We start from the raw sequence: 14848 nt of genomic DNA on the forward strand, positions 1-14848 counted from the left end.
CCTGAAGGCCCCCAAGGTGTTAAAATCACAGGCCTTTTTTAATCCATTGGATGGGGATGCCATGCAAGGTCTTCATCTCATTGCCGATCTGTACCACTGTGACTGCGACCCTGCCGTCTTGCTTGATCGGAATGTCCTCGAAACGCGCTGCGTCAATTTCTGCAAAGAAGCCGGTCTCACACCGCTTGGCGCCTACTTTTACCAGTTCACGCACGACGACGGCGAAAAGGCCGGCGTTACCGGCACCGTTGTTTTGGCCGAATCACACGTTGCCATTCACACCTGGCCCGAGACCAACGCCGTGACGCTCGACGTCTACGTCTGCAACTTCTCTCGCGACAACAGCGATCGTGCGCGCGCGGTCTACCAGCACCTGATCGATTTGTTGCAGCCCGGGGAGATGATCGAGAAAGATGTCATGCGCGGCGAACTGCCCACATCTGTCTGAGCAAGGAATCTTCGCGCGATGTCATCTGACAACGATCGGCTGATCGAAGCCCTGAACGAAAACGCCGGCCACTACCTCAAAAGCGGCCGACTCATCGAAGCGGGCGACACGCCGTTTCAGTCTTACGAGGTCTGGGACACCCCTCAGTTCGGGCGACTGTTCCGACTCGATGGCTTCTTCATGACCTCGGAAGGCGATGAATTTTTTTATCACGAGAACCTCATCCATGTACCGAGCATCTGCCAGATCGACCCCCGCCGTGCCTTGATCATCGGCGGCGGTGACGGTGGATCCGCTGATGAGCTGTTCAAGCACCCAACGATGGAGAAGGTCACGCTGGTCGAACTCGACCAGAAGGTTGTCGATATCGCGCGCCGCCACCTGCCGAAGGTTCACAACGGCGCCCTCGACGACCCCCGCCTCGACCTGCAGATCGCCGACGGCCTGGCCTACGTTCGCACCACCGCCCCGGCGGCCGGCGAGCGCTTCGACCTGATCGTGCTCGATCTCACCGATCCGATCGGCCCCGCCGAAGCCCTCTACACCGAAGCCTTCTTTACCGACTGCAAGCGCCTGCTGAGCGATCAAGGCGCGCTCTCACTGCATCTGGGCGCCCCGGTATTTCAAGGCGAGCGGGTGGCCATGCTGGTCACACGCTTGCGTCGGGTGTTCAACACAGTCAGGCCCCACTTCCACTACATTCCGTTGTACGGCAGCTTGTGGGGCATGGCCTGTGCGTCGGACCACATCGACCCGCTAAGACTCAGCCCGGTCGAGGTCGACCAGCGCCTTCTGTCGCGCGGCATCCAGCAACTACAGTATTACAACGGCGACACCCATCGGGCGGCATTTGCCCAGCCCAACTACATTCGACAGTGCCTCACACCATGACCTCATTCGACCGCAAGCCCAGACGTGCCCCCATGCCTCCGCCGCCGCCCTTGGCTGTGGATAGCCTGGCCTTCGCGATCGATCAGTCCGCCGGGCTCATTGAAGGCGTCATTGAGGGCAAGGCCCTCACTGAAATGATGACACTGGCTCGCCTCACCGATCTGCCCCGCCCCGTGCGCGGCGCCATCCTCGATCTCACCTACAGCACCTTGCGCGAATATGGCAAAGGCGACGCCGTGCTCGAGCGCTTGCTCTCCAAACCACTGCCGACACGACTACACACGATCCTCCTCGTCGCCATTCATCGCCTCGCCGCGCGCCCCGACACCGCGCACACCGTTGTCGACCAGGCCGTCACCGCCATTGGCTCGATCGCGCCCGGGCTTCGGCCGGTTGCCAACGGCGTGCTGCGAAACTTCCTGCGCCAGCAAGCCACATTCGGGCAGACGCTGGCCGGGCACGCCGCCAGTCGCTACCAACACCCCGACTGGTGGATTCAAAAGCTCCAGAAGTGCCTGCCTGATCAATGGATCGCCGTACTGGCCGCGGGCAATCAACACCCGCCCATGTCGTTGCGCGCCAATCTGCGACAAGGCACACTCGACGACGCCTCTGATCGCCTGCACAGCGCTGGCATCGCCCACCGCGTCCTCGACAACGGCGCCTTGCTGCTCGACACACCCGTGCCCGTCGACCAGATCCCCGACTTCTTTGAAGGCCGATACTCGGTTCAGGATGCCGGCGCCCAATGGGCCGCCCAGTGGCTGGCGCCGCGCCCTGGCGACCGCGTGCTCGACGCCTGCGCTGCGCCGGGCGGCAAGAGCGCCCATCTGCTCGAGACCGCAGACATCAACCTGACCGCGCTCGAACTCGACCCGGTCCGCGCCCGACGAATCGACGACACGCTCAGCCGACTCGGCCTGAAGGCCGAGGTCCTTATCGGCGACAGCCGCGACCCCGATCAGTGGTGGGATGGTCAGCCCTTCGACCGAATCCTCGCCGACGTCCCATGCTCCGCCTCCGGCGTTGCCCGTCGCCACCCCGACATCAAATGGCTTCGACGTGCCACCGACATCGCCGGCTTCGCCGCCCAGCAGGCAGACATCCTGCATGCGCTGTGGCGCACCCTCGCCCCCGGTGGCACAATGCTCTACGTGACCTGCTCGGTGTTTGACGAGGAAAACAGCGACCAGATCGCCCGATTCTGCGCCAGCCACCCCGATGCCAAACGGGTCACCATCCAAGGCCGAATGGAGCACAAGCTGCTGCCCGATGCTGAACACGACGGCTTCTACTACGCCTTGCTCGAAAAGGCGCGTTGATCTCCCCTTGCTGCTCCGTGCAATCGGCCTGGCGCTGTGCCTGTTCGTCTTGCCGGCACAGGCCAACGAGGCACCGCGTATCGCCTACGGCGAGATCCAGCTAGAAAGCGCCGACTATGTCATCAACGCCGACATTGAACTGACCCTCAACCCGCGAGTGGAAGACGCGATTCGCCACGGTATCGCGGTGTATTTCGTCCTCGAAGCGAGCATCGAATCACCTCGCTGGTACTGGCTCGACAAATCCCTGGTCAACGAATCGCTCAGCTATCGCCTCACCTATCACGCGCTCACCCGCAGCTTTCGGCTGGCCATTGGCAACTTCCATCAAAGCTTCGATAGCCTCGATGCGGCGGTTCGCACCATGACGCGCGTACGCCGCTGGCGCGTCGCCGGCATCGACACGCTCGAGCCCGGACAGTCCTACAAGGTCACCCTGCGCTTTCGCCTCGACACCGACCTGCTGCCGCGCCCGTTCAAGGTCTCCGCACTCGGTAGCCGGGACTGGTCCATCGACACCGAAGAGATGAGTTGGATCTTCCTCACCGCAGGCCGGGCCGCACCATGAAGCGCATTGCCTTCACCGTCGCTGCCGCGCTTGCCGCGATCTCGCTGTTTCTGCTCGCCAGCGCCACCGCGAACACCGACATGTTCGCCGACAGTTATCCCTACCTGCTGGCGCTCAACGGCTTCATCGCCGTCGCGCTGGCCGGCCTGGTCACGGTGCAGGTCCGCCAGTTGCTGGCCGATCGCCGTGCCAAAGTGTTCGGCTCACAGCTCAAGCTTCGGCTGCTCACCTTCTTTGCGCTGATGGCCATCGTGCCGGGCGTCATGATCTACACCGTCTCGTTGCAGTTCGTCGTACGCAGTATCGAAACATGGTTCGACGTCCGTGTCGATGCGGCGCTCGAAGGCGGCATCGCCCTCGGCCAGACCTCGCTCGACTACCTCGGCCGGCAGCTTCAGGGCCACGCCAGCGATATGGCGCTGAGCCTGTCCGACTCGCCGGCACTGGCTGCCTCCCGTCTCAACCGCCTGCGCGAACAGGCCGGCGTTGACAGCGCCACCTTGTTCTCCGGCGGCGGCCGGATCCAGGCGACCGCCTCCAACTCCGTCACCACGCTGCTACCCGCCTTGCCCAACATCGACCAGATGCGCCAGGCCCGCAACGGTCAGCGCACGCTGTTTGTCGATTCAGACCCCGAGGGCCGGATCGAACTGCGGGTCATCGTTCCGATCCCCAATCGGAGCATTACCGATGAGCCGACCTACCTGCAGCTCATCCAGCCGGTGCCCGAGTCCATCAGCCGCCATGCCAATGCCGTGCAGACCGCGTATCGTGACTACCAACAACTCTCGCTCGGGCGCGACGGCCTCAAGCGCATCTACAGCCTCACGCTGACGCTGTCGCTGCTGCTGGCGCTGCTCGCCGCCATCGCGATCGCCTTCGTCCTCGCGCGCAAGCTCTCCAAGCCCCTGATCATTCTCGCGCAGGGCACCGAGGCCGTGGCCCAGGGCGACTTCAGCCCACGCCGCGCCTTGCCCGCGCATGACGAACTCGGCGTGCTCACCCAATCCTTCAACCAGATGACCCGCCAGCTCGACGAAGCGCGCGCGCTCGCCGAGCGCAACCGGGCGGCTGTCGAAGCCGCGCGAAGCTATCTCGAAAGCGTGCTGGCCAACCTGTCCGCGGGCGTGCTGGCCTTCTCGCCCGACGGCACCCTGCGCGCGGCCAACCGGGGGGCGACCGAAATTCTCGACGACCCGCTCGACGGCTATGAAGACATCACCATCGCCGACTGGCCGGAACACATCGAGTTCCGTGACACCCTCGTCGCCGCCTTGGCGGGCGAAGACGCCGACTGGCAACAACAAATCGAGATGCGCGCCTCCGACGGCGGCGAAAAGACCCTGCTCATTCATGGCACCGCGCTACCGCAGGCCGCCGGCGGCGGCACGGTGGTGGTCTTTGATGACATCTCGCACCTCATTGCCGTCGAACGCACCGCCGCCTGGGCAGAGGTCGCCCGCCGGCTCGCTCACGAAATCAAGAACCCGCTCACCCCCATTCAGCTCTCCGCCGAGCGCCTCGCCATGAAGCTCGCGCCACGCCTCGACGACGACGGCCGCAACATGCTCGAGCGCGCCACCGGCACCATCGTCAACCAGGTCGAAGCGATGAAGAATCTGGTCAACGCCTTCCGCGACTACGCACGCCTCCCTGCACCGGTACTCGCATCGCTGGACCTCAACGCGCTTGTCCGAGAAGTGCTCGCCCTCTACGATGGCGCACCGGTGCGTATCGACCCCGACCTGCAAGCCGGCCTGCCGGCCGTGCAGGGCGACGCCGCCCAGCTCCGTCAGGTGATTCACAATTTGCTGCAAAATGCCGAAGACGCGCTGACCGAACACCCGGCGGCGCACATCGTGATCCGCTCCAGCCTGCGCGACAACGGTCGCATTCGGCTGAGTGTGCGCGATAATGGACCCGGGTTTCCCGGCGACATGCTCAGCCGCGCATTCGAACCCTATTTCACCACCAAGGCCCGCGGTACCGGCCTGGGTCTGGCCATCGTCAAGAAAATCATCGACGAACACGGCGGCGACATCCGCCTGATCAACCACGAAGACGGCGGCGCCGAAGTGCGCGTTCATTTGCGCCCCGCCATCACGGAAAAACGCTGACACCATGCCATCCATCCTGATCGTCGACGACGAAGTCGGCATCCGCGAACTGCTCTCCGAGATTCTGCGCGACGAGGGCTACACCGTTCGACTGGCCGAGAACGCCGCCAGCGCTCGCGCCGCCCGCCACGCCAACCGGCCCGATCTGGTGTTGCTGGACATCTGGATGCCAGATGCCGATGGCATTTCCTTGCTCAAGGAATGGTCGGCCAACGGCCAGCTCAATATGCCTGTCATCATGATGTCGGGCCACGGCACCATCGACACCGCCGTTGAAGCGACCCGCATCGGCGCCATCGACTATCTCGAAAAACCCATTGGCCTGCAAAAGCTGCTCGCCGCCATCAAGCGGGCGCTGACCGCCCAACCCAGTGGCGGCATCAAGACGGTCGCGGCACTGACGCTCGACGCCTTTCCGCGCTCAACCGTCCTGCGCGACCTCAAAAAGCAGCTCGAACAAATCACCGCGCGCTCCCGCCACCTGCTGCTGCGGGTCGGCAGTGGCTCGCTGGCCGAGCTCACCGCGCGCAGTTTGCCCGGCCGACGCAGCGACGCCTGGCTCGATCTGAGCGCCGTCAGCGGCCCCCTGGATGTCGAACTCCTGCAAAAACACCAGGGCGGGGCGATGTACATCGCCGAACTGTCGCGCCTCTCCAAGCCGCAGCAAAAGAATCTCGCGTTTGCACTCGAGCGCCTCGAGCGCTACGACTTGCGCCTCGTTGCCGCCACCGACCAAAGCGCCGACAGCCTCGAAGCCACTGGCTGGGACGCCGCGCTGCTGCACCGTCTTTTCGAGATCAGCCTGCCGGTGCCGTCCGTGGCGGACGTCCGCGACGATATCCCTGATCTGGCGCAGCAACTACTGGTGCATCTGGTCGAAGCCGGCGAAGTACCCAACCGGAAGCTCAGTACCGCGGCTCTCAATGTCTTGCGCACTCACGCCTGGCCGGGCGGCTATAGCGAATTGCGCGCCGCCGTCCGCTCACTGGCGCTGGGCACACTCGAGGAAAGCATCGAACACCAGGACGTGCATCGCATGCTCGACCCCCAGCCCGCCGCCCCGGGCCTGCATCTTGATCTGCCACTGCGCGAGGCGCGCGAGGCCTTCGAGCGCATCTACTTCGACTATCACCTGCGCCTTGAGAACGGCAACATGACGCGCCTGGCCGAAAAGACCGGCCTCGAACGCACGCACCTCTACCGCAAGCTCAAGCAACTCGGCATACAAACCGGGCGGCGGAACGAGAACGCATGATCCTGCGTCGATTGTGCGCCGCACAAAAATTTGGCCATCGCTCAGACAAAGGGCGTAGAATCGGCCCCACTTTCGCACTGGTTCAGCGACTCGACACGTGAAAATCATTCTCCTCGGTGCAGGACAGGTCGGCGCTTCGGTGGCCGAAAACCTGGTCTCGGAAGCCAACGACATCACCATGGTCGACACCGATGCCGACCACCTGGCCACCTTGCGTGACCGGCTCGATCTGCGCACCGTCTGCGGTAACGCGGCCTCGCCCTCGGTGCTCAAGGAAGCCGGTGCCGACGACGCCGATCTGCTGATCGCCGTCACCCAGTCCGACCAGACCAACCTGTGCGCCTGCCGCATTGCCCGCACCCTGTTCAACCTGCCCACCCGCATCGCGCGGCTGCGCTCATCGGACTTCGTTGACCACCCGGAGCTGCTCAGTCTGGATAACTTCGCGGTCGATTTCTCGATCTGCCCCGAGCAGATCGTGACCGACTACATCCGCCGACTGATCGAGTTCCCCGAAGCCCTGCAGGTGGTCGACTTCGCCGACGGCGCGCTGAGCCTGATCGCCGTGCGCGCCTTTGAAGGCGGCCCGCTGGTGGGTCACCCCATCAAGGCGCTGCGCTATCACATGCCCAACATCGAAGTGCGCGTCTCGGCCATCTACCGTGACGGCGAGCCGATCATTCCCGAGGGCGACACCTTCATCAAGCCGGGCGACGAAGTCTTCTGCCTGGCCGCGTCCGCCAACATCCGGCGGGTCATGCGCGAGCTGACCCATGTCGACCGCCCGATGCGCCGCATCATGATCGCCGGCGGCGGCAACATCGGCCTGCGACTGGCCCGCGCCATCGAGAAAGACTACGAAGTCAAAGTCCTCGAATACGACAAGCGCCGCGCCGAGATGATCGCCATCGAGCTGAACGACACCCTGGTGCTGCGCGGCGACTCGACCGACGAGAATCTGCTCGAGAACGAAAACATCGACGAAATGGACATGTTCGTCGCGCTGACCAACGACGAGGAAGACAACATCATGTCCGCCTCGCTGGCCAAGCGCATGGGCGCGCGCCGCACCCTGGCCCTGATCAACCGCAAGTCCTATGTCGATCTGGTTCAGGGCGGCCATATCGACATCGCCATCTCGCCGGCACAGACCTCCATCGGTTCGCTGCTGGCACATGTCCGCCGTGGTGACGTGGTGGCCGTGCACAGCCTGCGCCGCGGCGCGGCCGAGGCGTTGGAGATCATCGCCCACGGCGATGAGAAGAACTCCAAGGTGGTGGGCCGCGCCATCGAAGACATCCGCCTGCCGCGCGGCGCCACCATTGGCGCGATTGTGCGCATGGAAGGGATCACCGAAGACTCGCCCGGCCGCCCCACCGTGCTGATGGCCCACCACGACACCGTGATCGAGCCCGAAGACCACCTGATCGTCTTCTGTACGTCCAAGAAGCTGGTGCGACAAGTCGAGAAGCTGTTCCAGGTCGACTTCTCGTTCTTCTGAGCGACGCGCTGTCTCGTGATTTTGTCCATGCTCCCGACCCATCCGCTGCCGCCGGCCCGCCGTTAAGATGCAGCGCTATTTCCCGGTACTCAATCCGCTCGGCCTGATCATTCTGATCTTCAGCCTGCTGATGGGTATTCCGCTATCGGTGTCCTGGCTGCACGCTGACAACGCGCTCACCGCTTACGACGAATCCATCTTCATCACCTTCGCTTTTGGCTTGCTGCTGTGGGCAACGACCCGCAGCCGAAAGCGCGACCTGCGGGTCCGCGACGGGTTTTTGCTGGTCGTCCTGACCTGGGTTGCACTGCCCGTGTTCGCCGCGCTACCCCTGTGGCTCTACGTGCCGGACATGTCCTTCACCGACGCCTATTTCGAGGCCACCTCCGGGCTGACCGCCACTGGCGCGACGGTCATGTCAGGCCTCGACAGCCTGCCGATCTCAATCAACTTCTGGCGCACCTTCCTGCACTGGATCGGCGGCATGGGCGTCATCGTGCTGGCGGTGGCCATCCTCCCGCTGCTCGGCATCGGCGGCCGGCAAATGTTCAAGGCCGAGACGCCGGGCCCGATGAAAGAATCCAGCCTCACGCCGCGCATTGCCGAGACCGCCAAGGGCCTGTGGGTGGTCTATCTTTTGCTGACCGTTGCCTGTACGAGCAGCCTTACCGCGGTCGGCATGGAGTTCTGGGATGCGCTGATGCATGCCTTCTCGATCATGGGCCTGGGGGGGTTTTCGACCAAGGACGCCAGCCTGGGTCATTTCAACAGTGTGCCCATCGAGCTGGTGGCAATGAGCTTTGCCTTGCTCTCCGGCATCAACTTCGCCACCCACTTCATGGCCTTGCGCCAGCGCTCGCCCAAGGCCTACCTCAAGGACCCGGAGCTGCCCTTCTACTTCGGCGTCCTCACCGTCAGCATCATCGCGCTCAGCCTGTATCTGAGCACCTTCAACGTGTATGACGGCTTCGCCAACACGCTGCGCTACGTGGCTTTTCACACCATTTCGCTGTCGACTTCGCTTGGCTTCGCCACCTCCGACTACACCTTCTGGCCGATGTTTGCGCAGCTGTGGATCCTGTTTCTCGGCAGCTTCATCGCCTGCTCCGGCTCCACCGGCGGCGGCATCAAGCTGATGCGCGCCATCATTCTGTACAAGCAGGTGTTCCGCGAGGTCGTCCGCGCCATCCACCCCAGCGCGATCAAGCCGGTGCGACTCGGCAAGGCGCAGATCACCGACAAGATCCTGCACGCGGTGCTGGCCTTCAGCTTCATCTACATGGTCACCATTGTCTCGCTCACCCTGGTGCTGTCGGCCACCGGGCTGGAGCTGATCACCGCCTTCTCCGCCGTGATCGCCTGCCTCAACAACACCGGCCCCGGCCTCAACGCGGTCGGCCCGGCCAGCACCTATGCCGTGCTGACCGACTTCCAGACTTGGGTCTGTGCCTTCGCCATGTTGCTGGGCCGTCTCGAGCTGTTCACCCTGATCGTCGTCCTGACGCCGGCTTTCTGGCGTAAATAAGCCCCACGCGCCCCGCATGAACGCCCGAAGCTACGCCCCGGTCATTGGTGCTTTCGGTCTGATCACCATGATCTTTGGCCTGATGATGGGCTTTCCGCTGGCGGTCTCGTTCTTTCTGCACGATGGCGCAACCACGGCCTACGATGAGTCGATCCTCATCACCTTCGGCGTCGGCCTGGTGTTGTGGTACGGCGCTCGCCACACACGACGCGACCTGCGCACCCGCGACGGCTTTCTGCTGGTCAGCGCCACCTGGCTGATTCTGCCGGTCTTCGCCATGCTGCCGCTGGTCCTTTACCTCCCGGAGCTATCGCTGACCGACGGCTACTTCGAAGCCGCCTCCGGACTGACCACCACTGGCGCCACCGTACTGTCCGGCCTCGACCAGCTCCCGCTCTCGATCAACCTGTGGCGCTGTTTCCTGCACTGGATTGGCGGCATGGGCGTCATCGTGCTGGTGGTGGCGATTCTGCCGCTGCTGGGTATCGGCGGCCGGCAGATGTTCAGCGCCGAGGCGCCGGGCCCGATGAAGGAGTCCAGCCTCACCCCGCGCATCACCGAGACCGCCAAAGCCCTGTGGGTCACCTACGCCGCCCTCACGCTGGCCTGCGGCATCGCCCTGTGGCTGGCCGGCATGCCAGGCTGGGAGGCACTGATCCATGCCTTTTCAGTGATGGGCCTGGGCGGATTTTCGTCCTGGGACAACTCGATTGCCCACTACGACAGCACGCTGATCGAAGGCGTCATCATCGTCTTCGCCTGCGCCGCCGGCCTGAACTTTGCCACCCACTACCGGGCCCTGCACAAACGGAGTCTGACGCCCTACCGAGAGGACACCGAGGTCGGCTTCTTCGCTTTCGTGCTCATCGGCAGCGTGTGCATGCTCACCGCCTTCCTGATGACGCAACCCGCGCCCATGACGCTGCCCACCACGCTGCGCCATGTTGCCTTCCAGGTGGTGTCGATTTCCACCTCGCTCGGCCTGGCCAGCACCGACTACGGTACCTGGCCGATGTTCAGCCAATTGTGGCTGCTCTTTTTGTGCAGCTTCGTCACCTGCTCCGGCTCGACCGGCGGCGGCATCAAGATGGTGCGCGCGATCATCCTCTACAAGCAGGTGTTTCGCGAAATCACGCTCGCCCTGCATCCGGCCGCCGTGCGCCCGGTCAAGCTCGGCCGGGCGGTGGTGCCCAACACCATCCTGCACGCGGTGCTGGCCTTCGGCTTCATCTACATGGTCAGCATCATCATCCTGACCCTCCTGCTCGGCGGCAGCGGCCTGGAGATGGTCACCGCCTTCTCGGCGGTCATTGCCTGCATCAACAACACGGGGCCAGGCATGAACGCCCTCGGCCCGGCCGGCAACTACGCCGTACTCACCGACTTCCAGACCTGGGTCTGCGCGATCGCCATGATCATCGGCCGACTCGAAGTCTTCACCCTGCTGGTGGTCCTCACGCCGACCTTCTGGCGCAAGTAATCGGCACGAATTTGACGCCATCGGTGTGCGTCTGGCGTCAAAAACCGGATAATCGCCTATTGACCGATTCAAGACGAACAAGGACACCTTCGTGAGCCCCTTGCGCAACGACACTTTCCTGCGCGCGCTGATGCGCCAACCCACCGACTACACCCCGCTGTGGCTGATGCGCCAGGCCGGCCGCTATCTGCCCGAATATTGCGAAACCCGCAAGCGCGCCGGTAGCTTCCTGCAGCTGTGCAAGAGCCCGTCCATGGCCTGCGAAGTCACGCTGCAGCCGCTGGATCGCTTCCCGCTCGACGCCGCCATCCTGTTCTCGGACATCCTCACCGTTCCCGATGCGATGGGCCTCGGCCTGTACTTCGCCGAAGGCGAGGGCCCGCGCTTTGAGCGCCCGCTGCGTGACGAAGCCGCCATCAAAGCGCTGCACGCCCCCGATCCGCATGGCGAACTGCGCTATGTGGTCGACGCGGTCTCCGAAATCCGCCGCGCCCTTGATGGCCGTGTGCCGCTGATCGGCTTCTCCGGCAGCCCCTGGACGCTGGCCTGCTACATGGTTGAAGGCGCCTCCTCGCGCGACTACCAGCACATCAAGACCCTGGCCTACACCCGCCCGGATCTGCTGCACCACATCCTCGACATCACCACCGAGGCGGTCATTGCCTACCTCAACGCCCAGATCGCCGCAGGCGCACAAGCCGTGATGATTTTCGACTCCTGGGGCGGGGTGTTGTCGCATGCCGCCTATCGCGAATTCTCGCTGCAATACATGGAGCGCATCGTCGCCGGCCTGACCAAGGAAGCCGACGGCCGCCGTGTGCCCAACATCGTGTTCACCAAGGGCGGTGGCCTGTGGCTGGAATCGATCGCGGCCATCGGGTGTGACGGCGTCGGTCTCGACTGGACCATCGACATCGGCGACGCGCGCAAGCGTGTCGGTGACAAGGTTGCCCTGCAAGGCAACATCGACCCGTCCATCCTGTTCGGCACCCCCGACACCATCGCCATGGAAGCCCGCCGCGTGCTCGACTCCTTCGGCCCGCACGCCGGCCATGTGTTCAACCTCGGCCACGGCATCTCGCAATTCACGCCGCCCGAAAACGTCAGCGTGCTGGTCGACACCGTCCACCAATACAGCCGGCAGCTGCGGCAATCGGCTTGACACCACACGCCCTGGCCGGCAGGCCGGCCAGGGCGCGCAATCTCAGGAAAAACCCTGGGGCGTCAAGCCGAATAATCGTGTTTTCGGGGTTGACTTATACACAAGATCAACGGCACACCCTAGAAGTGCGACTCTTGGTAGATGGCATTTGCATTACAAGCTAATTTATTGATTTACAAAGAATTTTGCGGTTCATTTGTCTGGCTGGCCGATTTCATGCCTCGGCGAATCAAGGGCTTAGCCGGCATTTCCCCGTATTGCTCACAAAGTTATCCACAGGTTTTGTGAGCAAGCCGCGAATGCGTTTTCTTGGCAAGGGCTTAGTCGTCTTTCCCAGATTCATTCTCTAAAACATCACGCAAGCCATTGTTTTAAATGGATTAGGCAAAAACAGGCATCGCTTTTAATGAGCATCGTTCGCGTTGCGATCCCTGTCCCGGTTCCGCAACTCTTTGATTACACGTGTGATCATGCCGTCCCGACCGATGTCGGCCGCTGCGTTCGGGTGCGCTTTGGTCGCCGGATCGAGACCGGCATTGTGGTCGAACTGCCGGCCACCAGCGACATCGCGCCAGCCCGTCTGCGGCCCGTCGAACAGATCCTGCGTGACACCCCGGCGATGAGCGCCGACTGGCTGGCCCTGACCCGTTTTGTGGCGCGCTACTACCACGCCCCGGTCGGCGAAGTCATGGCGCTGGCACTGCCGCCGGAGCTGCGCCGCGCCACGACGGTCGACATCCGTGACGACGACCCCCTGCTGGCCCTCACCCCCGCCGGCCACACCGCCCTCAACGAAGGCGGCCGCCCCTCCAGGGCGCGGCGTCATCTCGCCGCCCTGGTCGAGGCCGGCCCGACCCGCAAATCGGTCGCCCGCCAATGGCCCGATGGCGACGCCACCGCCGACCTGCTACGTCGGCAGTGGGTGTATCCCGCCGCGCCGGCAAACCCGGCGCTGACGCCGCCCAAGCTGCCGACGCTTACCGACGAGCAAAGCGCTGTCCTCGACGCCATCACCACTGCCAAACCGGGCTTTTTCCCGGTCTTGCTGCAAGGCGTGACCGGTGCGGGCAAGACCGAGGTCTATCTGCGCCTGGCCGAACGCAGTCTGGCGCTGGGCAAGACGGTACTGATGATGGTGCCGGAGATCGCGCTCACGCCACAGTTCGAATCGCGCATCACCGAACGCTTTCCGCACGCACGCATCGTCTCGCTGCATTCCGGCGCCGGCGACATGGCCCGCTCGCGCGGCTTCTTGCGCGCCCTCGAAGGCGACGCCGACATCGTGCTCGGCACCCGGCTGTCAGTCTTTACGCCCCTGCCAAGGCTCGGCCTGATCATCGTCGACGAAGAACACGACCCCTCCTACAAGCAACAGGAAGGCGTGCGCTACTCGGCGCGCGATGTCGCCGTCTGGCGGGCCCATCATCAAGCCGTGCCCATCGTGCTCGGCACGGCCACGCCCTCGCTCGAAAGCTGGCGTCATGCCACCGACGGCCGCTACCGTCACCTGCGCCTCACCAAGCGCGCGGTGGCCGCCCAGATGCCCACCGTGCGCCTCATCGACACCCGTCGCGCCAAGCTCGACGGCGGCCTGTCCAAGCCGCTGATCGAGGCCATCGGGCAGCGCCTGGCGCGCAAGGAACAGAGCCTGATCTTTCTCAACCGGCGCGGCTTTGCCCCGGTGCTGGCCTGCCCCTCCTGCGAGTGGGTGAGCGCCTGCCCGCACTGTGCGGCCAACCGCGTGGTGCACCTCAATGACCGCCGCCTGCGCTGTCACCACTGCGGCTTCGACAGCCCGATTCCCATCGCCTGTCCCGACTGCGGCGAGCAGGACTTGCAGCCGCTCGGCCGCGGTACGCAGAAGCTCGAAGTCCATCTGACCGAACGCTTCCCCGAAGCGCGGGTGTTGCGCGTCGACCGCGATGTGGCCCGCTCACGCGGCGACTGGCTGGCCTTGCTGGCCAAGATCCACGCCGGTGAGGCGGACATCCTGGTGGGCACGCAGATGATGGCCAAGGGGCATGATTTCGAACGCCTGACGCTGGTCGGCGTGGTCGGCGCCGACGCCGCGCTGTACGCCTCGGACTTCCGCGCGCCCGAGCGTCTGTTCCAGCAACTGATGCAGGTCGGTGGCCGCGCCGGTCGCGCGCATCTGGCGGGCGAAGTGCTGATCCAGACCGAATTCGGCGACCACCCGCTGTTTCAGTGCCTCAAGCGCCAGGACGCCGACGCCTTTGCCCGCCTCGCGCTGGATGAGCGCCGTCAAGCCGGTTTTCCGCCCTTCACCTTCCAGGCCATGCTCGGCGCCGACGCCCCCCAGCTCGAAGACGCCATCGCCTTCCTGCAACGCGCCCGTGACGACGCAATGACCGACCTGCCAGCCGCGCTCATGCTCTACGACCCGGTACCCATGCGCATGCATCGCCTGGCCCGACGCGAACGTGCGCAGCTGCTCGTCGAATCGACCGAGCGCGCCGCGTTGCAACAGTTTCTGGGGGTATGGGTGCCGCGCCTGTATCGCCTGCCCGCCGGTCGCGAGCTGCGCTGGCGGGTGGATGTGGACCCGCTGGACGTCTAGA

11 protein-coding genes are annotated in these 14848 nt (G+C 64.2%); all 11 read left to right on the forward strand.

Annotated elements, in window-relative coordinates:
* The first annotated feature begins 16 nt into the window (after positions 1-16).
* The 11 genes from speD to FHP91_RS04695 all read left to right on the forward strand — a co-directional run bounded on the left by speD (position 17) and on the right by FHP91_RS04695 (position 14847).
* Entirely contained in the window at positions 17-448 is a 432-nt protein-coding gene (gene speD / locus FHP91_RS04645) for an adenosylmethionine decarboxylase (protein ID WP_246116212.1), read from the forward strand.
* Positions 449-466: 18 nt separating this feature from the next.
* Positions 467-1339 carry a polyamine aminopropyltransferase gene (gene speE, locus FHP91_RS04650; RefSeq protein ID WP_144308465.1) on the forward strand — a complete coding sequence of 291 codons (873 nt, stop codon included), beginning with the start codon at positions 467-469 and terminating at the stop codon, positions 1337-1339.
* Between the two features lie 32 nt (positions 1340-1371).
* Complete coding sequence (rsmB, locus tag FHP91_RS04655) at positions 1372-2661, forward strand: 16S rRNA (cytosine(967)-C(5))-methyltransferase RsmB (RefSeq protein WP_246116213.1); 1290 nt, start codon at positions 1372-1374, stop codon at positions 2659-2661.
* A gap of 7 nt (positions 2662-2668) precedes the next feature.
* Entirely contained in the window at positions 2669-3229 is a 561-nt protein-coding gene (locus FHP91_RS04660) for a DUF4390 domain-containing protein (protein WP_246116214.1), read from the forward strand.
* Complete coding sequence (locus FHP91_RS04665; RefSeq protein ID WP_144308468.1) at positions 3226-5346, forward strand: sensor histidine kinase; 2121 nt, start codon at positions 3226-3228, stop codon at positions 5344-5346. Before FHP91_RS04660 ends, FHP91_RS04665 begins: the two co-directional genes overlap by 4 nt.
* A gap of 4 nt (positions 5347-5350) precedes the next feature.
* The gene (locus FHP91_RS04670; protein WP_144308469.1) at positions 5351-6601 is read left to right on the forward strand and encodes a sigma-54-dependent transcriptional regulator; all 1251 of its coding nucleotides are present in this window, start codon (positions 5351-5353) and stop codon (positions 6599-6601) included.
* Positions 6602-6698: 97 nt separating this feature from the next.
* Positions 6699-8102: a Trk system potassium transporter TrkA gene (gene trkA / locus FHP91_RS04675; RefSeq protein ID WP_144308470.1), complete on the forward strand. Its 1404-nt coding sequence runs from the start codon at positions 6699-6701 to the stop codon at positions 8100-8102.
* 67 nt (positions 8103-8169) lie between these two features.
* Complete coding sequence (locus FHP91_RS04680; RefSeq protein ID WP_144308471.1) at positions 8170-9627, forward strand: TrkH family potassium uptake protein; 1458 nt, start codon at positions 8170-8172, stop codon at positions 9625-9627.
* 16 nt (positions 9628-9643) lie between these two features.
* Entirely contained in the window at positions 9644-11107 is a 1464-nt protein-coding gene (locus FHP91_RS04685) for a TrkH family potassium uptake protein (RefSeq protein ID WP_144308472.1), read from the forward strand.
* A gap of 91 nt (positions 11108-11198) precedes the next feature.
* Entirely contained in the window at positions 11199-12269 is a 1071-nt protein-coding gene (gene hemE, locus FHP91_RS04690; RefSeq protein ID WP_144308473.1) for a uroporphyrinogen decarboxylase, read from the forward strand.
* Positions 12270-12675: 406 nt separating this feature from the next.
* The gene (locus tag FHP91_RS04695; protein WP_144308474.1) at positions 12676-14847 is read left to right on the forward strand and encodes a primosomal protein N'; all 2172 of its coding nucleotides are present in this window, start codon (positions 12676-12678) and stop codon (positions 14845-14847) included.
* The last annotated feature ends 1 nt before the right edge of the window (position 14848 follow it).

Origin of the sequence: Denitromonas halophila (genome assembly GCF_007625155.1) — a bacterium.
Taxonomy (GTDB): domain Bacteria; phylum Pseudomonadota; class Gammaproteobacteria; order Burkholderiales; family Rhodocyclaceae; genus Nitrogeniibacter; species Nitrogeniibacter halophilus.

Bases quoted from the DNA above. Each gene is read 5' to 3' on its own strand.
- speE (WP_144308465.1), top strand. From the start codon at position 467: ATGTCATCTGACAACGATCGGCTGATCGAAGCCCTGAACGAAAACGCC.
- rsmB (WP_246116213.1), top strand. From the start codon at position 1,372: ATGCCTCCGCCGCCGCCCTTGGCTGTGGATAGCCTGGCCTTCGCGATC.
- FHP91_RS04665 (WP_144308468.1), top strand. From the start codon at position 3,226: ATGAAGCGCATTGCCTTCACCGTCGCTGCCGCGCTTGCCGCGATCTCG.
- FHP91_RS04670 (WP_144308469.1), top strand. From the start codon at position 5,351: ATGCCATCCATCCTGATCGTCGACGACGAAGTCGGCATCCGCGAACTG.
- FHP91_RS04680 (WP_144308471.1), top strand. From the start codon at position 8,170: ATGCAGCGCTATTTCCCGGTACTCAATCCGCTCGGCCTGATCATTCTG.
- FHP91_RS04685 (WP_144308472.1), top strand. From the start codon at position 9,644: ATGAACGCCCGAAGCTACGCCCCGGTCATTGGTGCTTTCGGTCTGATC.
- FHP91_RS04695 (WP_144308474.1), top strand. From the start codon at position 12,676: ATGAGCATCGTTCGCGTTGCGATCCCTGTCCCGGTTCCGCAACTCTTT.